This is a genomic window from Streptomyces sp. DT2A-34 (assembly GCF_030499515.1).
Taxonomy (GTDB): Bacteria; Actinomycetota; Actinomycetes; order Streptomycetales; family Streptomycetaceae; genus Streptomyces.
Genome location: NZ_JASTWJ010000001.1, coordinates 895,638 through 916,609 on the forward strand (window position 1 = coordinate 895,638; position 20,972 = coordinate 916,609).

Sequence of the window (20,972 nt, forward strand, 5' to 3'; positions counted from 1 at the left end):
GTGGTGGGTCGGAGGACCTTGGATCACAGGACCTTGGAGAGGAAGGCGCGGGTGCGTTCCTGGCGCGGGTTGTCCAGGACGGCCAAGGGCGGCCCCTGCTCCACGACGACTCCGTCGTCCATGAACACCACGGTGTCGGCGACCTCGCGGGCGAAGCCGATCTCATGGGTCACGACGATCATGGTGGTGCCGGTGCCTGCCAAGTCCTTGATGACGTCGAGGACTTCGCCGACCAGTTCCGGGTCGAGTGCCGAGGTCGGCTCGTCGAAGAGCAGCACCTTCGGTTCGAGGGCGAGCGCGCGGGCGATCGCCACGCGCTGCTGCTGGCCGCCGGAGAGCTGCCGGGGGTAGGCGTCGGCCTTGTCGGCGAGCCCGACCCGGTCGAGGAGCCGGCGGGCGGTTTCCTCCGCCTCCTTGCGCGGGCGGCGCAGCGCGGAGACGGGGGCCTCGACGAGGTTGTCCAGGACGGTCAGATGCGGGAAGAGGTTGAAGTTCTGGAAGACGAACCCGATGTTGGTTCGCTGCTTCAGAACGTCCTTCTCCTTCAGCTCGTGCAGCTTGTTCCCGGCGCGGCGGTAGCCGATGAGTTCGCCGTCGATGCTGATCCAGCCGCGGTCGACCTTCTCCAGGTGGTTGATGGTGCGCAGCAGTGTGGACTTCCCCGAGCCGGACGGGCCGAGGATCACGGTCACGTCGCCGGCGGGGACCAACAGGTCGACCCCGCGCAGCACCTGGAGGGCACCGAAGCTCTTGTGGACGCCGTGGACGTCCACCATGACGGCACTCATGAGCTCTCCTTCGTCACGAAGCGCCGGGCGCGCTGGAGCGGTGTGGGCGGCGGGGTGCGGTCGGCGCCGCGGGCGTAGCGGCGCTCCACGTAGTACTGGGCGACCGACAGCAGGGAGGTGAGGAGGACGTACCAGGCAGTGGCGACCAGCAGCAACGGGATCACTCGGCCGTTGCGGCCGTAGATCACCTGGACCTGGTAGAAGAGCTCGCCGATCGACATCACGTAGACCACCGAGGTGCCCTTGAGCAGGCCGATGATCTCGTTGCCGGCCGTGGGCAGGATGGCGCGCATGGCCTGCGGCAGCACGATCCGGCGGATCTGCCGGAGCCGGGGAATGCCCAGCGCCGCGGCCGCCTCCAGCTGACCGTGGTCGACGGAGAGTACGCCGCCCCGGACGATCTCCGCGGCGTACGCCGCCTGGTGCAGGGTCAGCCCGATGAGGGCGGCGCCCATGGTGCCGATGAGGGCGTTGCTGTCGACGGACCAGAACACCGGGCCGAAGGGGATGCCGACGCCCAACTCCTCGTACAGCGCACTGAGGTTGAACCAGAACACCAGCTGGACGATCATCGGGATCGACCGGAAGATCCAGATGTAGGTCCAGGCGACGGTCGACAGCACCGGACTGCGGGACAGTCGCATGAAGGCGATCACGGTGCCGAGGAGGAAGCCTAGGACGGTGGCGTAGGCGGTGAGCTGGAGGGTCACCCACACCGCCTGGACGATCGCCTCGGAGAAGACGTAGTCACGGAAGACGTGCCACTCCCAGACGGGGCTGGTGGCCAGGCCGTGGGTGAACTGGGCGACCAGCACGATCACGGCGACGCCGGCGGCCCAGCGGGCGTGGTGGCGGGCGGGTACGACCTTCAACTCTACTGGGCGCTCGGCCCGTTGGGTGATCGATTCGGTGAGGGTGTCGCTGCTCATGGGTGGTCACCTGTGCTCGGGCGGGTTGATCCGCGACGCGTCGATCGCGGAGGCGGAGGTGCCCCACTTCGCGAGGATCCGGGCGTAAGTGCCGTTCCCGATCAGCTCGTTGACGGCCGCCTGGAAGGCCTTGGTGAGTGGGGAGCCCTTCTTGAAGGCGAAGCCGACGTCGAGGCGGTGGAACTCACCCAGGAACGTGGTCTGCGACGCCGGCTGGGCCGCCTGGTGGCGCAGGCCGTTGATCGTCGACATGATCACGTCGATACGGCCCTGCTGGAGCGCGGTCAGCGTCGCGGCGTTCTCCGAGTAGACCTTCACGTCGTACGGTTTCCTGCCCGCCTCGGCGCACACGCCCTTCTGTGCGGTGAGGGTCGCCTCGAAGGTGGTTCCGGCGCCGGTGCCGATGGTCAGCCCGCACAGCTCGGTGAGATCGGTGACCTTCGACTTGAACGCGGTGTTGCCCTTCTTCACCGCGAAACCCTGGCCGTCGTTGATGTAGGTGACGAAGTCCATGGTCTTCAGGCGATCGCTCGTCACCCCGAAGTTGCCGGTGCCGAAGTCGTACTTGCCGCTGCCGAGGGCGGGCAGGATCGTCTCGAACGAGGCGTCCTGGCGCTCCAGCCGCACGCCGAGCACCTTGGCCACCGCGTCGGCGAGGTCGATGTCCTGGCCGGCGGGCGCCTTGTCGGTGCCGTTCGGGTAGTACGCCCCGGGCGGGAAGCCGATCGAACTGCCGACCCGCAGCGTGCCCGACTTGCGTACGCCGGAGGGCAGCAGGGTCGCGACGGCGTCCACCTTGTGTACGGCCGCGACCGGGTCGTCGGTCGGCGCGGAAGAGGCGCCCACGGCCGCAATGCCGTCGGAGCCGCAGGCGGTCAGCGCGAGCAGGGGCAGCAGGGCGAGGGCGGCTGTGCTGCGCAGGCGGGTGCTGATGGGGCGGAGGTTCACTGGTCGGGGGCCCTTCCCGTGCGTTCCCGGACGGCGAGGTCCCGGACTGCGAGGTGCTTTTCGAATGGCAGCGGGCCGATGGTTTCGGGGTCGGCCTCCGTGTCGAAGAGCGGTGTGTAGCCGGTGGCCAGGTACAGACGGCGGGCCTCGGGCTGGCGTGGCCCGGTGGACAGATAGATCCGCCGGTAGCCGCGGGCGCCCGCCTCCCGCTCCAGCTCGCCGATGACGCGCCGGGCGAGGCCGCGGCGGCGGTGCGCGGAGTGAGTCCAGATCCGCTTCAGCTCGGCCGTGGTCGCGTCGTACCGGCGGAAGGCGCCACCGGCGACGGGCTCGCCGCCCTCCAGCAGCAGGAGCAGCAGACCGCCGTACGGTTCGGTGAACTCCTCGTCCGGATAGCGGGAGATCTCGGCGTGCGCGTCCTTGCCGTAGCGCGTGGAGTACTCGTGGCCGAGTTCGCGCAGCAGGGGCTCGACCCGGGCGTCGGAGACGGGCACCTCGATGACCGTCAACTCCGGTGCGGAGGTCATCCGTTCACCGCCGCGAGGGTCTGTGTCCCACGCGCCGCCCGCTCGGCGTCGCGCTTGGCGACCTCCTCGCGGACGATCGGGACCACGTGCCGACCGAAGTCGATGGCGTCGCCCAGCAGGTCGTAGCCGCGCGCGGAGAGGATGTCGACGCCGAGGTCGTAGTAGTCGAGCAGCGCCTGGGCGACCGTCTCCGGCGTGCCGACCAGGGCGTTGGAGTTGCCCGCGCCACCGGTCGCGGCGGCGGTCGGGGTCCACAGGGCGCGGTCGTAGCGCTCGCCCGCCTCGGCGATGGCGATCAGCCGCTGCGACCCGGCGTTCTCAGGTGCGCCGCTGCGGTGGTGCCGTACGAGTCCCGCCTCGCGCCGCTCCCGGATGGCGCCGACCGTGCGGTGGGCCTTTTCCCAGGCCAGTTCCTCGGTCGGCGCGATGATCGGGCGGAAGGCGACCTGGATGCGCGGCAGGTCGGTGCGGCCCGCGGCCTTCGCGGCGGCCTTCACGTTCTCGATCTGCTCGGCGGTCTTCGCCAGGGGCTCGCCCCACAGGCAGTAGATGTCGGCCTCGGCACCCCCGGCGGCGTACGCGGCGGTCGACGAGCCGCCGAACGAGACGTCGGGGCGGGGCTGTTGGACCGGGAAGACGTCGCTGACGAAGTCGTGGAAGCGGTAGTGCTCGCCCTCGTGGTCGAAGGGCTCGTGTGTGGTCCAGATCTTCTTGACGATGCGGATGTACTCACGGGTGCGGGAGTAGCGCTCGTCCTTGGTGAGGGTGTCGCCCTCACGCACCTGTTCGTGGTCGTTGCCGCCGGTGATGAAGTGCACGGTCAGCCGGCCCTCGCTGATCCGGTCGAGGGTGGCGAACGTCTTGGCGGCGAAGGTGGGGTACGAAACGTTGGGCCGGTGGGCAAGCAGGATCTGGAGGCGCTCCAGCCGGCTCGCGATGTACGCGGCGGCCGGGGCCGGGTCCGGCGATCCGGAACCGTAGGCGAACAGCACCCGGTCCCAGTCATGGTCCTCGTGCGCCCGGGCGAGCCGGAGCGTGTACTCCTTGTCGAACGCGGCGCCTGAGCGCGGCGTGGTTTCGGAGCCGTCGTTGGTGGCGGCGATACCGAGGAACTCCACGGGCATGGACGTGACCTTTCGGGAGATGCGAGCGCCTGGACGGCAGGCAGGCATGACTGAACTGCCTTGCGTGGAGGCATGAGTGATTACTCGTCAGGCGACGGCTGACGGTTTCAGTACGGGCGTGACGACGCCGGGCGTCGGTGAAGACGGAAGGCGGCAGTGCGGCGGCAGCGCGCGAAGAGAGAGCTCGGCCCGCGACGGGGGCACCGAGGGAGGGAAAGGCCGGTCAGACGGCCCGCTGCCGAGTCAGGCGCAACACGCCGCGGACCACACTCGACCGAAGTCGATGTGATCGCGCGAGACCAAGCGCTGCTGGGCAGTCATGCGACCAATTGAGCAGTACATCGCGCTTCCCGTCAAGCAGCTCCCGGATGCCGGAACGCCTGGACAGCCGTCTGCGGGCGCGCTGTTGACACATCGACGGCATGGGCACATACGATCGACGGCGGATCGGCTCCGCGTTGCGCGGCAGCCTCTCCGGCCGCGTTGAGGGACGCGGCGAGCGTGACGACACCCAGCCCCGGCCGCACCGAGTGCCACTGGGGTCACCCACGCCTGCGTTCCCTCCCCCGGAGAGCCTCCCCATGATCACCTCGCCCGATCTCACGTCCGGCCCAGCAACGAAGAGTCCCCCTCTGGTCGGCGTCGACCCGCCGCGGATCGTGCCGCGTCGGCACGTCGGCCGGTGGCTCACCGCCACCGTCGCTCTGCTGCTCTTCGCGATGGCGCTCAACTCCGTCGTCCGCAACGAGTCCTTCCAATGGAACGTGGTGGGCCGGTACTTCACCACCAGCGCCGTACTCGACGGGCTGCTGCTCTCCCTGTGGCTGACCGCCGCGGTGATGGTGCTCGGCTTCCTGTTCGGCACCGTGCTCGCGGTCATGCGGCTCTCCGCCAATCCGGGGCTGCGCACGCTGAGTTGGGGCTATGTGTGGATCTTCCGGTCCACGCCGTTGCTGGTGCAGCTGCTGTTCTGGTTCAACATCGGCGCCCTGTATCCGACACTCGGCCTCGGTGTCCCGTTCGGCCCGCAGCTCCTCACCGTCAAGACGGTCAATCTGCTCGGCCCCACCCTCACCGCGGTCATCGGCCTGACCCTGCACGAAACCGCCTACGCCGCCGAGGTCGTGCGTGGCGGCATCCTCTCCGTGGACGCCGGGCAGACCGAGGCCGCCCAGGCGCTCGGGCTGAGCAGAATCCGCACCCTGCGCCGGGTCGTCGTCCCGCAGGCGATGCGCTCCATCGTGCCCACCGCCGGGAACATGCTGATCGGCACCCTCAAGGGCACCAGCATCGTCAGCGTGCTGGCCGTGCACGACCTGCTCTATTCGGTGCAGCTGATCTACAACCAGACCTACCAGGTCATCCCGCTGCTGATGGTCGCCACCCTCTGGTACATAGCGGTCACCACGGTGCTCGGCGCGGGTCAGTTCTACGTCGAGCGGTACTACGCGCGCGGCAACTCCCGCACCCTGCCGCCCACTCCGCTGCAACGGCTGCGCGGCCAACTGGCCGCCGTTCGCCTCCGGTTGAGCGCGGCGACAGCTGCCGACGCCCGCCAGGCGATCGACGCCCGTCCCACGGTCGGCGGTGACCGGTGAGCGGCACCCCTTCCGCGGCCGTCCTGGTCGTCGTCGGCGCGGGACCGCGCGCCACGGGGCTGCTGGAGCGCATGGCCGCCAACGCGCCCGAACTATGGGACGGGGGAAGGGGGTTGCGGATCCATTTGGTGGACCCGCACCCGCCCGGCCCGGGGCGGGTCTGGCGGCGGGAACAGTCCGCACTGCTGCGGATGAACTCCATGGCCGAGGACGTCACCATGTTCACCGACGAGTCGTCGACCATCGACGGCCCGGTACGACCCGGCCCCTCGCTGGCCGAGTGGGCCGCCCAGTTCTCCGGCCGTGGCCCGCGCCACGCCCCGTACATCCAACCGGCCGACCCGGAGGTGCTCGCCGAACTGCGCACGCTCGCCGGGGCCGACTTCCCCACCCGCCGCGCCCAGAGCGCCTACCTGGACTGGGTCTTCCGCAGGGCGCTGGCCCAGCTGCCGCCCAGCGTCACCGTCGAGTGGCACCGCACCACCGCGACCTCCGTCACCGGCCCGCCGGACGGCCCGCAGCAGGTACACCTGGCCGACCGCACCACCCCGCTCACCGCCGACCTGGTGGTCCTCGCCCAGGGCCACATCGGCTCCACCCCCGCCGCCGAGCACCGTGACCACGCCGCCTTCGCCCGCCGCCACGGCCGCTTCCACCTCCCGCCGGAGTTCTCCGCCGACGCCGACCTGTCCGCGCTGCGCCCCGGCGAACACGTCGTGCTGCGCGGCTTCGGGCTGGCCTTCATCGACCTGATGTCCCTGCTCACCGAGGGCCGCGGCGGCACCTATCGCACCGAGGCGGACGGCAGCCTCACCTACCTCCCGTCCGGCCGCGAGCCCGTCCTCCACGTCGGATCGCGGCGAGGGGTGCCGTATCACTCCAAGACCCGCTACCGACTCCAGGGCCCCCGGCCACCGCTGCCGAGGCACTTCGGCCCGGAAGCGGTCGACGCGCTGCTCGCCGAGGGCCGCCCGCTGGACCTGCGGCGGGACGTGTGGCCGCTGATGGCCAAGGAGATCGGCTTCGGCCACTATCACGAGCTCTTCCACGCCCACCCCGAGCGCACCACCCTCCCCTGGCCGGACTTCGTAGCCGCGTACGACCGCCTGGACTGGTACGCCGACGAGATGGCCGCCCTCGTCGCCACGGCCGTGCCCGACCCGGCGGACCGCCTGGACTTCGAGACCCTGGACCACCCCTTGGACGGCCTCGCCTTCGACACGCCGGACGACCTCCAGGACCACCTGCGCGACCACATCGCCCGGGACGTCGACCGCCGCGAGGATCCGCGGTTCAGTGCCGACCTCGGGGCGTTTTTCGCCCTCCTCTCCCTCTACGGCCAACTGCCCCGCCTGGTCGCCGCGGGTCGGCTGACCGGACGGTCCGTCGCCGAGCAACTCGACGGCTGGTGGCACGGGTTCTTCAGCTTCCTGGCCTCCGGCCCGCCCGGCTTCCGCCTGCGTCAGCTCCTCGCGCTCTCCCGGGCCGGGATCGTCCACTTCCTGGGCGCCCGCGTCCGGATCGGCACCGACGAGACCACCGGCACCTTCACCGCGACCAGCCCCAGCGTCCCCGGCCACACCCTGCACGCCACCGCGCTGATCGAGGCATACCTGCCCCGCCACTCCCTCGACCGCACCGAGGACCCCCTCCTGCGCGATCTGCACGGGGCCGGCGCCCTCACCGAGGAGGTCATCGCCGACCACACCCACACCCACCGCTCCGGGCTGCTCGCCGTCTCCCCGGCGAACGCCCACGTCATCGACCCGTCGCTCGGCGGCACACACCCCCGCCGCATCGCCCTCGGCGCCCCCACCAACAGCCGGGCCGTCGCCGCTTTCGCCCGCCCCCGCACCGACGCCCCCGCCTTCCGGCAGAACGACGCGGTGGCCCGCGCGCTGCTGCGTGCCCTCGACTCCGAGGCTCCCATCTCAGAAAGAGAGATGCCCGAGTCCACTATGTGAAAAGCCTCTTGGGGTGAGCGCCGCCTTCTGCCACGATCCCCATCAACCAGGTAGGAAAACTAGGAATCCGTGGGGGGGGGGGGGTGGGGTGGCCATGCTCATGCAGGACCACACAGACCTTTCGCTCCCCCTCCTGACCTCGCGTCGCCACATCGACTTCGGCCGTACGTCCAGCGCCATCTGTCAGTCCGCCTGAGACCCGCCGCAGTACCGGCCGCACCACCGCCCGCACCTCCGCTCCGCCACCGCGCTCCCCGCCGTCCCGCCGGGACGGCCGACGCGTGGCGTGCCTGTGCGCTCCAGAAGGTTCTTCGGCCTCGGCGCCGATCCGCCGCCTGACCTGCCGTACCCCTTGCCGTTGTCCCCCTGATCGACCACGCCTGAGAGGACACCTCTGTGTCTGCCGCAAGACCGCTCACCGCCCTGCGCACCCTCGCCGTCACAGCGGCGCTCCCCCTGCTGCTGACCGCCTGCGGCTACGGCAGCGAGTGCACCGACAGCGCCAAGCAGACCGAGGTCGCGGCGAACGCCAAGAAGCTCTCGGTCGACGAGGTGAACATCGGCTACTTCCCGAACCTGACGCACGCCACCGCTCTGGTCGGCATCCAGGAGGGCCTGCTCCAGAAGGAGCTCGGCGGCACCACGATCAAGCCCTCGACGTTCAACGCCGGCCCCTCGGAGATCGAGGCGCTGAACTCCGGCGACCTCGACATCGGCTGGATCGGCCCCTCCCCCGCCATCAACGGCTACACCAAGGCGGCCGGCAAGAACCTGCGCATCATCAGCGGGTCCGCCTCCGGCGGCGTGAAGCTCGTCGTCAACCCGGAGAAGATCAAGTCCCTGAAGGACGTCAAGGGCAAGAAGATCGCCACACCGCAGCTCGGCAACACCCAGGACGTCGCGCTGCTCAACTGGATCTCCGAGCAGGGCTGGAAGGTCGACGCGGAAAGCGGGAAGGGTGACGTCTCCGTCGTCCGCACCGACAACAAGATCACGCCGGATGCCTACAAGTCCGGCTCGATCGACGGTGCCTGGGTGCCCGAGCCGACCGCGTCCAAGCTGGTCGCCGAGGGCGGCAAGGTGCTCCTCGACGAGGGCGACCTGTGGCCGGACAAGAAGTTCGTGATCACGAACATCGTCGTCCGGCAGGACTTCCTGAAGGAGCACCCGGACGTCGTCGAGGCCGTGCTGCGCGGTTCGGTGAAGACCAACGAGTGGATCAACGCCAACCCGGAGAAGGCCAAGGCCTCGGCCAACGAGGCGCTGAAGGCCGAGTCCGGCAAGGCCCTGCCCGCCGAGGTCATCGACCCGGCCTGGAAGTCGATCACCTTCCTCGACGACCCGCTGGCCGCCACCCTCGACACCGAGGCGCAGCACGCGGTCAAGGCCGGTCTGCTGGAGAAGCCCGACCTGAAGGGCATCTACGACCTCGCGCCGCTCAACAAGGTCCTCAAGGCCGACGGCAAGGACGAGGTCGACGACGCCGGTCTCGGCGTCAAGTAACAGCCCCCGCATCCGATGAGTTCCCAGGAGGTGACGACCATGGCCACTGCGACGGCCACGACCGCCGAGGTCGCCGAGGACGCCACGGCGGTGCCGTATGCCGCCCGAATCGAGCACGTCTCGAAGTCCTTCCCGGTGCCGGGCACCCACGGCGGGCAACAGCTCGTGCTGGACGACATCACGCTCGATGTCGCGCCCGGCGAGTTCGTCACCCTCCTGGGGGCCTCCGGCTGCGGCAAGTCCACGCTGCTCAACCTGGTCGCGGGGCTGGACCGGCCGTCCGCCGGCTCGATCGGCACCGACGGCCGGCCCGCCCTGATGTTCCAGGAGCACGCCCTGTTCCCGTGGCTGACCGCGGGCAAGAACATCGAGCTCGCGCTGAAGCTGCGGGGGGTCGCGAAGGCGGAGCGCCGGCCGGAGGCGGAACGGCTGCTCGAACTCGTACGGCTACGGGGCGCGTACGGCAAGCGGGTGCACGAACTGTCGGGCGGTATGCGCCAGCGCGTCGCCCTGGCCCGTGCCCTGGCCCAGGACAGCCGGCTGCTGCTGATGGACGAGCCGTTCGCCGCACTGGACGCCATCACCCGTGACGTGCTGCACGACGAACTGACCCGTATCTGGCGCGAGACGCAGCTGTCGGTGCTGTTCGTGACACACAACGTGCGCGAGGCGGTCCGCCTCGCCCAGCGCGTCGTCCTGCTGTCCTCCCGCCCTGGCCGTATCGCCCGGGAGTGGACGGTCGGCATCCCGCAGCCGCGCCGCATCGAGGACACCGCGGTCGCCGAGCTGTCCGTCGAGATCACCGAAGAACTGCGTGGGGAGATCCGCCGCCATGGCCAGCACTGACAACGGCGTGGACATCGAGGTCGACGCCAAGGTCGACGCCAAGAAGGACGGCTCCCCGGCGGCCGGTGAGCCTGCCGGTGAGCCGCAGGACCCCAACGATCTGGCGGGACTTGAGGCCGGACTCGACGCCCTGGAGACGGTCCAGACGAGCCGTACGCCGCTGCGCGAGACCCTGACCCGCAAGGTGCTGCCGCCCGTCACCGCGATCGCGCTGGTCCTGGTGGTCTGGCAGCTGCTGGTGTGGGCCGAGGCCGCCCCCGCGTACAAGCTGCCCTCGCCGTCCGACGTATGGGGCGAGGTACGCGAGTCCTGGCTCCAGGGCACCCTCTTCGACTACATCTGGACGTCCGTCTCACGCGGCCTGCTCGGCTTCCTCATGGCACTCGCCATCGGAACCCCGCTCGGACTGCTCGTCGCCCGGGTGAAGTTCGTGCGGGCCGCCATCGGGCCCATCCTGTCCGGCCTGCAGTCCCTGCCGTCGGTGGCCTGGGTGGCACCCGCCGTGCTCTGGCTGGGCCTGAACAACTCCATGATGTACGCCGTGATCCTGCTCGGCGCGGTCCCCTCCATCGCCAACGGCCTCGTCGCGGGCATCGACCAGATCCCACCGCTCTTCCTGCGCGCCGGGCGGACCCTGGGCGCGACCGGGCTGCGCGAAGCCCGGCACATCGTGATGCCGGCCGCGCTGCCCGGCTATCTCGCGGGCCTGAAGCAGGGCTGGGCCTTCTCCTGGCGCTCGCTGATGGCCGCCGAGATCATCGCCTCCCACCCCGATCTGGGCGTCGGCCTGGGCCAGCTCCTGGAGAACGGCCGCAACAACAGCAGCATGGCGCAGGTGTTCCTGGCCATCTTCCTGATCCTGCTCGTCGGCATCGCCATCGAGCTGCTGATCTTCAGCCCGGTGGAGCGGCGTGTGCTGCGCGGGCGGGGACTCCTGGTCACCCGGTGACGGGTTACCAGCCCGTCAGGAGTGGGTGACCTTGATGCGGGAGATGCGGACTTCGCCGTAGTTGTCGTCGGCGCATGGGTCGGAGTTGTCGCAGTTGGCCTGTGTGTAGGCGCCCGCCTTGAAGTAGTTGGTGTCGCCGTCGTGGGAGATCGTGGTCTCCAGCCGGCCGTTGTAGTACGCGTCGATCTCCCCGTCCCTGGCCACGAACTTGGCCTCGAACTCGGTGCCGAGTTCGTAGTCGTCGGTGACGAGATGGGCGTGCCGGTCGTCGCCGTCGGTGATGTAGAGGCTGCTGCCTTCGAGGCGGAAGACGGTGACGTCGTCGTCCCCGCCGTGGACCTGCGCGCCGACCAGCCACGGCCGTTCGGCGGGCAGTGCCGTGAACGCCTCCCGGACCACGAGGGTGTGGGTGCCGTCCGTGGTGGACCAGGCGGCTTCGTCCTCGCCGTCGTCGGTCATCTCCCGCAGCTCGGCGCGCGGGTAGTTGGAGCCTCCCGTCGTCACTCCGTCGACGGCGGCCCGGAAGACGACCGCGTCGCAGCCGGCGTCGGCCCGGAACCAGGGGTCGGCGGAGAAGGTCGCCAGTTCGGGCTGGGTGATCTCGGTTGGGTCCTCGTCCTCACCGGTGGGCAGCGTCAGCTTCCAGTTCGTCAGGTCGAGGACGTCGGCGGGGTACGCGCACCGAGCGGCCGCCTGCCCGTGCGGAGTCGGAGTGCCTGCCTGGGCGGGCAGCGTGAGCATGGCGGTCGAGACAGCCGCGGTGATGCCGGCCAGCACGAGCGTCCGGGTGCTTGGCATGGAGGGTTCCTCTCTGTCGGGGGCGTCCGGTTCGGACCGACGCGTACGGTAGACGCCATTGACGGGACCCCTCCCGCCGTCCGCGATCCCGCCGCCTCTACGCATGCGTGCGACTGATGAAGGCTCTGGGTAGACACTGCGTACGGCCCGCCGTACGCAGTAGGTTCGATCCATGCGCACGCCCCTGGGCCGTGCGCGTTCGGTATTCGACCAAGGGGGAAGATCCGTGCGTTCCGGGGACGAGTTCGCCGACCGCTATGTCCTCAAGGAGGTCATCGGCGCGGGGCGGGGCGGTGACGTGTGGCTGGCCCACGACCGGGTGGTGGGCCAGGACGTCGCGCTGAAACCGGAGCGGACGGAGAGCGACGGCGAGACCGCGGTGCGGCGGCTGCTGGGCGAACCGCGTGCCATGGCCAAGTTCCGCGACCATCCTCACGTGGTGACGCTGTTCGACGTCGTGACCGTGCCACGGGACTGGAACGGGGACGGGGACGGGCACGGGGATGAGGCTGAGGCTGAGTCCGCCGGGGCCGGGGCTCGGACGTACTGGTTCGTCATGGAGTACGTTCCCGGCGGCGGCCTGGACCGGCAGCCGACGGTCTCTCCCGCGCGGGCGGCGCGCATCGGTGCCGAGCTCGCCGACGCGCTGGCGGCCCTGCACGACGCGGGCATCGTCCACTGTGACGTCAAGCCCGCCAACATCGGCCTCACCCGGCGCGGGAGCGCGAAGTTACTGGACTTCGGTGCCGCCTACCGGGTCGGCGGCGCCGAGACCATCACCGTCAACGGCCCGTTCAGCTTCACCCCGGACTACGCCGCCCCCGAACTGGCCCGGGGCAACGTCCCGCGCCCGGCCTCGGACGTCTTCTGCCTGGCCGCCACCCTCCACGCCCTGGTCACCGGTGCGCCGCCGCGCGGTGGCACACCCGAGGACGACGCCGCCCCCGACCGGACGGGGGACGGCGGGGAGGAAGCCGAGCGGCTGAGGTACTGGAAGGCCGAGCAGGGCGTCGTCGAGCTGGACGCCGCCGCCGTGGGACCGCTGTACCCCGTGCTCACCGCCATGCTGCACCGCGATCCCCGGCAACGCCCCGACGCCGCCGAGGTCAGGCGCCTGCTGGCGGAAGTCGCCGCAGCCGACCCGGAAACCGCCGGGGACACCGCCCCCACCGTCACCGGGCGCCGACGCCGGCGTCTGCCTCTGATCGCGTCCGCTCTCGGCATCAGCGCCGTACTGGCCCTGGGGCTCGTCGTCATCCCCGACCGCGACGACGCGAAGACCGGCGCCGAGCCCGGTCGGAGCCGAGCGCAGGAGGACGCCTCGGACGGTGAACCACAGGCCCTGATCGGCGACCCGCACACGGCCGACGTGTGCAAGCTGACCGACCCCGCCGCGCTCGACCAGTTCGGCAACGGGGACGGAGACGTCGAAGTGGACGTGGACTACGGGAACTTCGACCGCTGCGACGTGCTCGTGAGCATCGACGACCAGACCCGGATCGATGTGTCGATCCGGCTCCTGCGAGGCTCACCGCCCGAGGGGTCGAAACCCTCCCGCACCATCGGGAGGATCGGCGTCCGGGAGGAGCAGGCCGAGAGCGACGAGTGCAAGCTGCTGCTGACGTCCGACGGTGACAGCGACGGTTCCCTGGTCGGGGTCCGCGTCAACATGGGCAAGGGCTCCGTGCACGGCGGCAACGCGACCCTGTGCACGGTCGCCGACAAGGCCGCCGCGAGCGCCGCCGAGGTCCTCAACCGGGGTCCGCTGCCCCGTCGTTCACCCGCCTACCCGCGCGCTTCGCTGGCCTGGGCGAACGCCTGCGAGCTGCTCGACGCCAAGGCGCTGTCCGTCGTTCCCGGCCTCAAGGTCGACGTGCCGGACGTCGGCATCGCGAACTGGAGCTGCGAGTGGTCGAGCGACGTCGACGACCTGGAGGTCACAGTGGCCTTCCACCGCGACCAGCCCAAGTCCGCCGCGGACGGCGCGAGCAGCGTCACGCTCAGCGGATACCGCACCATCATCGAGCCGGACGACGACACCTGTACGGCGTTCGTCGAGTACCGCAGGTACAGCGGCCAGGACGCCGAGACCGCCGCCGAGATGGTGCGTCTGGACGTCAGCGGGCAACGGCCCACGGACAGGCTCTGCCCGATGGCCGAGGACCTCGCGGCCTCCGCCGCCGCCGAACTCCGCGCACGGTGACATCGGACGTCAGAGCGCGGAGTGGGGCCAGGTGGCGTCGTCCTCCATCAGGTCCAGGTCCGGCGGTACGAGCGTCGTCGACTCCACCAACCCCTTGATCAGGTTGTGCAGCAGGCTGTTGTCGCCGGGGCGGCCCTGCGACTTGTCGTGCAGCAGCGGGTACCGGAATCCGGTGCGGTGCAGGCGGTGGCGTACGACCTCGATCCGGTGCTCGATCCTGCGCTCGGTCCACTTGTCCTCCGGGCGGAGGTAGCTGAGCTGCTTGGCGGCCGTGGCATACGTCAGAGGGCGCGGTTCCTCCTCGTACAACAGGTACCGCTGGCCGAGGACGACGAGCAGCAGCCGCTCGTCGTCGTCGAGCGCCCAGGTGTCCGGCCGGACCGTGTCGGCGCGCCGCCGCGACACCGGCCCCTGGTCGTCGTGGCCCGCGACGTACAGCTCGACCAGGTGCTCACGGTAGCCGGAGCCCTTCACGAACAGCGGGGTGTAACCGGTGGCGAGCGGGATCGCCTCGGTGCTCAGGTGCATCATCCGGCCGCGGGGCAGCCGGACGAGCTGCTGCCCGGTGTTGCGCAGCCACCACAGGCCCTGACGGTGCGTCAACTCGCCGTGCTGCCGGCTCACCCGCAGGTCGTCCACGCCGACACCCAGGTCCACGTCCGGCTTCTCACCGCGCCCGAAGCGGACCGTGAGTCCCGGGCGGGGCGGTGCGCTGAGCTCACCCGTGACCGTACGGGCATGCAGGGTCCCTGGTGTGGCGGGCGCGACACCACGCGCGAGGCTGGCGGAGAGGGGCATCGCTGGTCTCCTCGGTTCGTGGGCTTCTCGGTTCGACAGCTTCTCTGCAGGCGCCCGACGTACTGACCAGTGTCGGACCCCGTCGCGGGACCCCTCCCGTACGAGGTGAGAGCTTCACGGAATCAGTACGCCGACTTCAACCGCTCCCCCGGGAAGCTTCCCGCCGTCCTCCCGGGCCACGCTCGCTCTGCCCCGCCTCGGGTGTGAGGACGTACCGCACCGGGTCGGCCATGGCCTTGCGCAGCCGCGCCGCCTTCAGCGCCTCCTCGCCCCACCCGGCCGGCCGGATGTCCCCGCCGCCACCGGAACCCAGCCGCTGCCGCAGCCAGTGCCGGTACCGCCCGGCGATGACCGTACCTCCCGCATCACCAACGCCCCCTCATTCGGCCGCGCTTACCGCCCGGCCCCCGAAAATCACTCCAGCGGTCCGTCACCCGCAGGCTCACCGTCTCCTCGGACTCGGCCATAAGGAGTTCGGATTGCGCAGATGACGGTGGTCGGAGTGCGCACTCTGCGAGCGCGGCGGATGCTGGTGCTCCGCGGGACGAAGGGGTAAGGAGAAATCCATGCAGAGCGTGCGGTTCAATTCCCCCGGCAATGAGGTGGCGAAGGTTTCCTATACCGCTCGCCGCCTTGTCGAGCTGGGCTACGGAAGCACCAGAACACTGGGGCTGAGCGTGGCGGATGGGCCTCCACGGGCGGGCGATCTGGTGCTGTGCCGGGTAACCGAAATCGGCCAGCACAGGTTCCTCGGGCAGGTACACGGAAAGCGGAATCGGCTGTTCGTCGGCGACACGGTCGTAGTCGCCTATGGCGCCCGCTACGCCCCGGATCAATTCGAGGCGGAGGTGCCCGGCGACCTCGGACCCTGTGACCTGGTCGCCGGAGGCGGGATAGCAGGACGGGTCGTGTCCTCCCACTCCAGGATGAAATCCCCCACCCAAGTGGAGCCTTTGGGCCTGGTGACCGACGAGCACGGCGAGCTCATCAACCTGGCCCGTCTGGCCCGGCCCGTGGTGCCGGTCCTCGCTCCTCGCCCGCGCACCATCGCCGTACTCGGCACATCGATGAACTCGGGCAAGACGACCGTGGCGGCCGCCCTCATCCGCGGGCTCAGCCTGGCCGGCCGCCGGGTCGGCGCGGCAAAGGTGACCGGCACCGGCGCTCCGGGGGATCCGACGCTGATGGCCGACGCGGGCGCGTCGCGGGTCATCGACTTCACCGACCTGGGTTTCCCCACCACCTACCAGCTGCCGATGCCGCAGGTGATCCGTATCCTGCGCGGCGCGATCACGGATCTGACGAGTCACCAGGCGGACGCCATCGTGCTGGAGGTCGCGGACGGGCTGCTGCAACAGGAGACGGCGGCACTGATCCAGACGCCTGAATTCCGCACCGGAGTGGACGGCATCGTGTTCGCGGCCGGTGACTCGATCAGCGCGGTGGCGGGGGTACGGCTGCTGCGGGACCAGGGACTTCCCGTCATGGCGCTGAGCGGCGTGCTGACGTCCTCTCCGCTGGCCACGGCCGAAGCGGTGGCCGGTGTGGACATCCCCGCGTACACAGCGGCCGCCCTGTCCAACCCGTGTCTCGCCGACCAGGTGCTGACGGGCGCCGTCACAGGCAGGGTCGTCGCAGGAGACGGCAGCGGGTTGTCGGACGACGGCAGTCGACTGGCGGACCATGGCGGAGTGCCGCAGGAGCGCAGTCGGCTGACGGAGTACAGCGGTCCCCTGACGGCCGAAACAGTGGCGTGACCGCGGCGCGACGGCGTCGCGTCCGGATGCCGCAGACGCTCGGCGGTGTGCGGCGCCGGCTGATGCTGCTGTTGGTGCTCGCGGGTTTCGGGCAGGCGGTCTGCGTGGTCGGCTTCGCCCTCCTGGTGCATGGTGCGGCCTACCGCATCACGCACGGCGAGGAGGTCGGGGCCGGCCACGACCGCAGCGCCCTCTACACGCACGTCGCCGGCTACGCGCCCACCACGCTGGCCGTCGGACTCGCCACGTCGGCCTGCGCGACCGTGCTGCTGAAGGCGGCGGGCGAACCGCTCGCGGAGCGGCTGGCGCAGAGTTACGTACACAGCGTCAGAATGCGGCTCTTCGACCATGTCGCCGGAAGCGAGGCGGGGGGACCGTTCCGGCGCACGGTCGGCGTGACCGTGCTCCGCTTCACCGGTGACGCCTCAGCCCTGCGGCTGTGGATCAGCAAGGGCGTGGCACCGATCCTGGTGGACGGGGTGTTCGTGACGTGCGCCCTGGTCGTACTGGCCGTCATCGCACCGGGCATCGGCGCGCTCTCGGCGGCGCTGATCCTCCTCGCCGCGGCCGCCCTCGCGCTGTTCGGGCGGCGGCTGCGCGAACGCGTACGCGAGACCAGACGGCACAACGGCAAACTCGCCGCCTTCGTCAACGAACGCGTCACGCACACCGCCGTCATGCAGTCCCTGGGGCGGGTCGCGCAGGAGCGCCAGGTCATGCGGCGGCGCAGCCGTGAGTACGGTCGCGCCATGGTCCGCCAAGCCCGTCTCACCGGAGCGATGTCGGCGACGGCCGAGGCGTGCGGCATCGGGATCCTGCTGATCGTGGTGACGGTGGGCCTGGTGGCGGGCACCACCTGGGAGGCCCTCGCCTCGCTGCTGACGGTGGCGAACTTCCTCGGCGCTCCCCTGTCCTCGCTGGTCCGTGTACAGGAGTACTGGCAGCAGTCGCGCGTCGCGCGGCGGCGCATCGCCGAGGTCCTCGCGGCACCGGCGCCGCTGGCCAAAATGCGGGGAGCCGAGCCGCTCGCGCACGGGCCCGGACAGCTGGAACTCCAGGGGCTGCGCGTGGACGGTGTCCTGGACGCGTCGGCCGTCGCGTGGCCCGGACAGCGGATCGTGCTGCAGGGACCTCCGAGCTCGGGAAAGTCACTGCTGCTGCGCCTCATCGCGCGACTGCAGGAACCGGATGCCGGCGCGGTGCTGCTCGACGGCCAGGACCTCGCCCGGCACGACCCCGAATCGGTACGCCGGGTGATCAGGCTGGCCAGCCCGGAACTGCCCTTGCTTCGGGGCAGCGTCGACAAGAACCTGCGGTACGGCGAACCGGCGGACGCGGCCGAGGCGGCGGGCGAGGAACACATCGAGGCCCTGGCCGACCTGCTGCCCGACGGTCTGCGCACCCGGGTGGGCGAAAACGGCCACGGCCTTTCCATGGCCGTGCGCTACCAGGTGGCGATGGTACGAGCGCTGCGCAGCGGACCCCGGGTCCTGCTGCTGGACGATGTCCGGTCGGAGGAAGCGCTCGGTTCCGACCTGATGGAACGTCTGCTGGAGCGGTATCCGGGCACCGTCATCTACGTCACCGACGAGCCCAAGTTCGCCGCACGCGCGGATGTGCTCTGGCGCATCGACGACGGCAGGCTGACGGTCCATGAGCGGGTGCGGCAGGCCAGCGGTCTCCCGGAATGACCGAAGGGCCGCTTCGGATTGCTCCGAAACGGCCTCTGCCCTGCTGCTTCGAAAAGTCGGGACGACAGGATTCGAACCTGCGACCCCTTGACCCCCAGGAGTGGGGTCAAGGCTATTTTCTGGATATAGCAGATCCAATCAGGGCGCATGAGGTGCGCAGCAGGATCCCTCGTGCGCCATCGCGCACACTGCAACCCGGCAGATCGGCGAGGTGCTGGGCCTGGACACCGGGGTGCGAGGGAAGCTGGAGCCGCTGCGCGGGCAGCTGACGAAGCCGGCCGACCGCGGCTGGCTGCACAAAGTTGAATCACACCATCGCGCGTGGCCCGACGTCAGGCGGCCCGAGTCCGGTCCCGCATTTCGGCGATCGCCGGGCACCCGGGCCCGCTTCGCCGAGCAGCCACGGTGTCAGGCCGTCCGGATCCGGTCCCGCACCTCCGGCCGCGCCTCGAACCCGGCCGCCTTGTACGTGGCGATGCCACCGACGTTGGAACTCGGCGTGCAAACGCGCACGCTCGACGAGCCCATCTCCCGCAGCGCGGCCGCCCCGGCCACGGTGATCGCCCGGCCGTAGCCCCGACCACGGTGGTCCTCGTGTACGCCCATCGGCTCGACCAGCCCCGGCTTCCCCGGGCCGGCCGACCACACCGTCACCACCGCCGCCACGTTGCCCTGGTCGTCGTAGGCGCCCAGGCAGCGGGCGTCTGCGTAGAACGGTCCCGCCGACATCGCGTGCCAGTACTCGCGCGTAGGCCTCGAGGTGTTGAACGCCGACCGCAGGACGTCGGCGAAATCCTGCGCCTGCTCCGGGCCGATCGCCCTGATCCGCACGCCGGGGTCCTCCACCGGCTCCGCGAGGCCGCGGAAGAGCGGCGTCCACGGCTCGTCGACGCCCCAGCCCTCCTTGGTCAACAGGTCGTGAAGCAGCAGGCCCAGCGGCGCCTCGATCGACACCGCTCCTTCCGGCAGCACGCCGCGCCCAGGCAGCGAGAAGTCCTCGACGAGCCGCCGCGCCAAGCCCTCATCCTGGAAAGCGTCCGGAGCGACCGTCATCCGCGCCAGCATCGGCGAGTCCAGCATCCCGACCGCGAGGATCCGTCCGTCCCGGCTCCAGGTCCGGACCACCGCGGCCGTCTCGGCCGTTCCGAACCGGTAGTTCCAGCCAATGTCCCCCGAATGCAATTGCATCGGCGCTCCGTCGTACTGCCATTCCCGCAGCGCGGCCATGGCCTCGCGCACCCCGTCGACCGCCGGCGTCCCCAGCACAATCGTCATAGCCGGGATCAGACACCCCGTCCCCGAAGGCCCGCAATCGATTAACCGACCCAGTAGTGCTCCCGCAGCGACCCGACTGAGACCTTCGCTCCGCGCAGTGGTCCTGCCGGCGAGACATCGCCGTCCCGCGTACTCGTCCGTGATCAGGCATGCTGCCGGCGCAGGAGGACCGGCGGGACCGTGGTGCATCATTCGCACGGCCCGGGCGGCACAAGGGCGCTGCACGTGCAGCGGTGAGAATCTGCGACAGGATGGCCACGCATCGCGGATCGGATTCGCCAGTGCCCCGTCGTCCCCGGCACGCGAACGGCCGGCGTGATGGGCTGACGGAGTACGACCCAGCAGGAGGTCAGGTGAACCGTCCGCGCGCAACGGCTTCTTCGAGCGTCTCAGGGTGCAGGCTGGGAACGTCACCGAGCTGCTTGGTGCGGGCAGGGTACGCACGCTGGGCTTCCAGAGACTCCGCCGTCGTAGTGGTCGACAACCACTCGGCGCCCTCGAACGCAGCCCTTCTTCAAGCGGAAGGGAGCCTCCCGCGCGGACAGCGCGCTTCACCGCCCGGACGGCCGCTTTCGGCCGCCGGCCGAGCCGGGCGGCGTGCTCGATGGCCTCTCGGAGCAGCACCTCGGGTGGTGCCACCCTGTCCACCAGGCCCATCTCATGGGCTTCGGTCGGGCTGATGGAAGACGTCTTTCATCTGCTCCCAGGCCATGAGCCCCACCAGCGGCGAGCGGGCAAGCAGCGCACTGCCACCCGGCGTCTTTTTGAGAGCCGCGCCGGTCACCTTGAGCCCGGCACGGATGATCGAGGTGCTCAGCTTGGGAGATCGCTTCGCGCCCCCGTAGATCAGCCGTACATCGAAGTGGGCGAGGAACCGCGAGGAGTGAGTGCCTGTGAGCACGACCGCGCCCACGTTCGGATCAGGGTCCGCTCGTCGTACCAGCGCCCCGCGTTCCATGACCATCTCGCGGGTCATGAGCGCGGACGGCGGGTTGTCCAGCCGTGCGACAAGGACATGGTCATGTTGTTCGACGAGGGCGGTCTTCTTCGTCATCCTGCCTCTCCGGGGGCGGGTGGTAGGCGCCTGGGTACGGCTCGGACAGAGCGGGACAAGCTTGGGAAGGCCTGGTACGGGTGTCGTCGGGAGCCGCGACCTGTCTCCTCACCGCTTCCATGCTGACAAGATCACCCGCAGCAAGCGCCTCAACGCTCCGCGCCGTCAGCTCAGTTACCCGCGTTCAAGCGGGGCGGCCGGACAGCTACCGCCTCAAGTG

The 20,972-nt window shown here is 70.3% G+C and carries 17 protein-coding genes and 1 pseudogene; 8 read left to right on the plus strand and 10 right to left on the minus strand.

What is annotated here, in order from left to right:
* Positions 1 to 23 precede the first annotated feature (23 nt).
* The 5 genes from QQM39_RS03760 to QQM39_RS03780 are packed head-to-tail and all read right to left on the minus strand — an operon-like array spanning position 24 to position 4,316.
* Positions 24 to 788, minus strand: coding sequence for an amino acid ABC transporter ATP-binding protein (locus tag QQM39_RS03760; protein ID WP_301995171.1), 765 nt, complete (start codon positions 786 to 788; stop codon positions 24 to 26).
* Positions 785 to 1,717 (minus strand): amino acid ABC transporter permease, encoded by a 933-nt coding sequence (locus QQM39_RS03765; protein WP_301995173.1) that lies wholly within the window; start codon positions 1,715 to 1,717, stop codon positions 785 to 787. Before QQM39_RS03765 ends, QQM39_RS03760 begins: the two co-directional genes overlap by 4 nt.
* Positions 1,718 to 1,723: 6 nt before the next feature.
* A complete protein-coding gene (locus QQM39_RS03770; RefSeq protein WP_301995174.1) occupies positions 1,724 to 2,665 on the minus strand; it encodes an ABC transporter substrate-binding protein in 942 nt (313 codons plus the stop codon).
* Positions 2,662 to 3,192, minus strand: coding sequence for a GNAT family N-acetyltransferase (locus tag QQM39_RS03775; protein WP_301995175.1), 531 nt, complete (start codon positions 3,190 to 3,192; stop codon positions 2,662 to 2,664). The genes QQM39_RS03770 and QQM39_RS03775 overlap by 4 nt, the downstream gene beginning before the upstream one ends.
* Complete coding sequence (locus tag QQM39_RS03780; RefSeq protein WP_301995177.1) at positions 3,189 to 4,316, minus strand: LLM class flavin-dependent oxidoreductase; 1,128 nt, start codon at positions 4,314 to 4,316, stop codon at positions 3,189 to 3,191. The genes QQM39_RS03775 and QQM39_RS03780 overlap by 4 nt, the downstream gene beginning before the upstream one ends.
* A gap of 581 nt (positions 4,317 to 4,897) precedes the next feature.
* Here QQM39_RS03780 and QQM39_RS03785 point away from each other — a divergent pair.
* The 5 genes from QQM39_RS03785 to QQM39_RS03805 all read left to right on the plus strand — a co-directional run bounded on the left by QQM39_RS03785 (position 4,898) and on the right by QQM39_RS03805 (position 11,176).
* A complete protein-coding gene (locus QQM39_RS03785) occupies positions 4,898 to 5,914 on the plus strand; it encodes an amino acid ABC transporter permease (protein ID WP_301995179.1) in 1,017 nt (338 codons plus the stop codon).
* Positions 5,911 to 7,878, plus strand: a complete 1,968-nt coding sequence (locus QQM39_RS03790; RefSeq protein WP_301995180.1) for an FAD/NAD(P)-binding domain-containing protein — start codon at positions 5,911 to 5,913, stop codon at positions 7,876 to 7,878. Before QQM39_RS03785 ends, QQM39_RS03790 begins: the two co-directional genes overlap by 4 nt.
* Before the next feature lie 396 nt (positions 7,879 to 8,274).
* Entirely contained in the window at positions 8,275 to 9,381 is a 1,107-nt protein-coding gene (locus QQM39_RS03795; protein WP_301995181.1) for an ABC transporter substrate-binding protein, read from the plus strand.
* Positions 9,382 to 9,420: 39 nt separating this feature from the next.
* Positions 9,421 to 10,227: an ABC transporter ATP-binding protein gene (locus tag QQM39_RS03800; protein ID WP_301995182.1), complete on the plus strand. Its 807-nt coding sequence runs from the start codon at positions 9,421 to 9,423 to the stop codon at positions 10,225 to 10,227.
* Positions 10,214 to 11,176 (plus strand): ABC transporter permease, encoded by a 963-nt coding sequence (locus tag QQM39_RS03805; RefSeq protein ID WP_301995183.1) that lies wholly within the window; start codon positions 10,214 to 10,216, stop codon positions 11,174 to 11,176. The genes QQM39_RS03800 and QQM39_RS03805 overlap by 14 nt, the downstream gene beginning before the upstream one ends.
* Positions 11,177 to 11,191: 15 nt before the next feature.
* Here QQM39_RS03805 and QQM39_RS03810 read toward each other — a convergent pair whose 3' ends face one another.
* Positions 11,192 to 11,974, minus strand: coding sequence for a polysaccharide lyase family 7 protein (locus tag QQM39_RS03810; protein ID WP_301995184.1), 783 nt, complete (start codon positions 11,972 to 11,974; stop codon positions 11,192 to 11,194).
* A 226-nt stretch (positions 11,975 to 12,200) separates the two neighbouring features.
* On the opposite strand from QQM39_RS03810, the gene QQM39_RS03815 reads away from it, so the two are divergent.
* Positions 12,201 to 14,177, plus strand: a complete 1,977-nt coding sequence (locus QQM39_RS03815; RefSeq protein ID WP_301995186.1) for a serine/threonine-protein kinase — start codon at positions 12,201 to 12,203, stop codon at positions 14,175 to 14,177.
* 9 nt (positions 14,178 to 14,186) lie between these two features.
* Here the strand turns inward: QQM39_RS03815 and QQM39_RS03820 are convergent, their stop codons facing one another.
* Positions 14,187 to 14,975 carry an FHA domain-containing protein gene (locus QQM39_RS03820; protein WP_301995187.1) on the minus strand — a complete coding sequence of 263 codons (789 nt, stop codon included), beginning with the start codon at positions 14,973 to 14,975 and terminating at the stop codon, positions 14,187 to 14,189.
* Positions 14,976 to 15,541: 566 nt separating this feature from the next.
* On the opposite strand from QQM39_RS03820, the gene QQM39_RS03825 reads away from it, so the two are divergent.
* Positions 15,542 to 16,732 (plus strand): DUF1611 domain-containing protein, encoded by a 1,191-nt coding sequence (locus tag QQM39_RS03825; RefSeq protein WP_301995188.1) that lies wholly within the window; start codon positions 15,542 to 15,544, stop codon positions 16,730 to 16,732.
* 26 nt (positions 16,733 to 16,758) lie between these two features.
* Entirely contained in the window at positions 16,759 to 18,423 is a 1,665-nt protein-coding gene (locus tag QQM39_RS03830; RefSeq protein ID WP_301995189.1) for an ABC transporter ATP-binding protein, read from the plus strand.
* A 408-nt stretch (positions 18,424 to 18,831) separates the two neighbouring features.
* Here QQM39_RS03830 and QQM39_RS03835 read toward each other — a convergent pair whose 3' ends face one another.
* From QQM39_RS03835 to QQM39_RS03840, 3 genes and pseudogenes are all read right to left on the minus strand, one after another.
* A complete protein-coding gene (locus QQM39_RS03835; protein WP_301995190.1) occupies positions 18,832 to 19,698 on the minus strand; it encodes a GNAT family N-acetyltransferase in 867 nt (288 codons plus the stop codon).
* Between the two features lie 561 nt (positions 19,699 to 20,259).
* Positions 20,260 to 20,355, minus strand: a pseudogene (locus QQM39_RS46050) (enoyl-CoA hydratase/isomerase family protein); the annotation flags it as partial.
* 1 nt (position 20,356) lies between these two features.
* Complete coding sequence (locus QQM39_RS03840) at positions 20,357 to 20,752, minus strand: hypothetical protein (RefSeq protein ID WP_301995191.1); 396 nt, start codon at positions 20,750 to 20,752, stop codon at positions 20,357 to 20,359.
* Positions 20,753 to 20,972: the final 220 nt, after the last annotated feature.

Bases quoted from the DNA above. Each gene is read 5' to 3' on its own strand.
- QQM39_RS03775 (WP_301995175.1), bottom strand. From the start codon at position 3,192: ATGACCTCCGCACCGGAGTTGACGGTCATCGAGGTGCCCGTCTCCGAC.
- QQM39_RS03830 (WP_301995189.1), top strand. From the start codon at position 16,759: ATGCCGCAGACGCTCGGCGGTGTGCGGCGCCGGCTGATGCTGCTGTTG.
- QQM39_RS03785 (WP_301995179.1), top strand. From the start codon at position 4,898: ATGATCACCTCGCCCGATCTCACGTCCGGCCCAGCAACGAAGAGTCCC.
- QQM39_RS03810 (WP_301995184.1), bottom strand. From the start codon at position 11,974: ATGCCAAGCACCCGGACGCTCGTGCTGGCCGGCATCACCGCGGCTGTC.
- QQM39_RS03840 (WP_301995191.1), bottom strand. From the start codon at position 20,752: ATGACGAAGAAGACCGCCCTCGTCGAACAACATGACCATGTCCTTGTC.
- QQM39_RS03760 (WP_301995171.1), bottom strand. From the start codon at position 788: ATGAGTGCCGTCATGGTGGACGTCCACGGCGTCCACAAGAGCTTCGGT.
- QQM39_RS03820 (WP_301995187.1), bottom strand. From the start codon at position 14,975: ATGCCCCTCTCCGCCAGCCTCGCGCGTGGTGTCGCGCCCGCCACACCA.
- QQM39_RS03765 (WP_301995173.1), bottom strand. From the start codon at position 1,717: ATGAGCAGCGACACCCTCACCGAATCGATCACCCAACGGGCCGAGCGC.
- QQM39_RS03825 (WP_301995188.1), top strand. From the start codon at position 15,542: ATGCAGAGCGTGCGGTTCAATTCCCCCGGCAATGAGGTGGCGAAGGTT.
- QQM39_RS03835 (WP_301995190.1), bottom strand. From the start codon at position 19,698: ATGACGATTGTGCTGGGGACGCCGGCGGTCGACGGGGTGCGCGAGGCC.
- QQM39_RS03800 (WP_301995182.1), top strand. From the start codon at position 9,421: ATGGCCACTGCGACGGCCACGACCGCCGAGGTCGCCGAGGACGCCACG.
- QQM39_RS03780 (WP_301995177.1), bottom strand. From the start codon at position 4,316: ATGCCCGTGGAGTTCCTCGGTATCGCCGCCACCAACGACGGCTCCGAA.
- QQM39_RS03805 (WP_301995183.1), top strand. From the start codon at position 10,214: ATGGCCAGCACTGACAACGGCGTGGACATCGAGGTCGACGCCAAGGTC.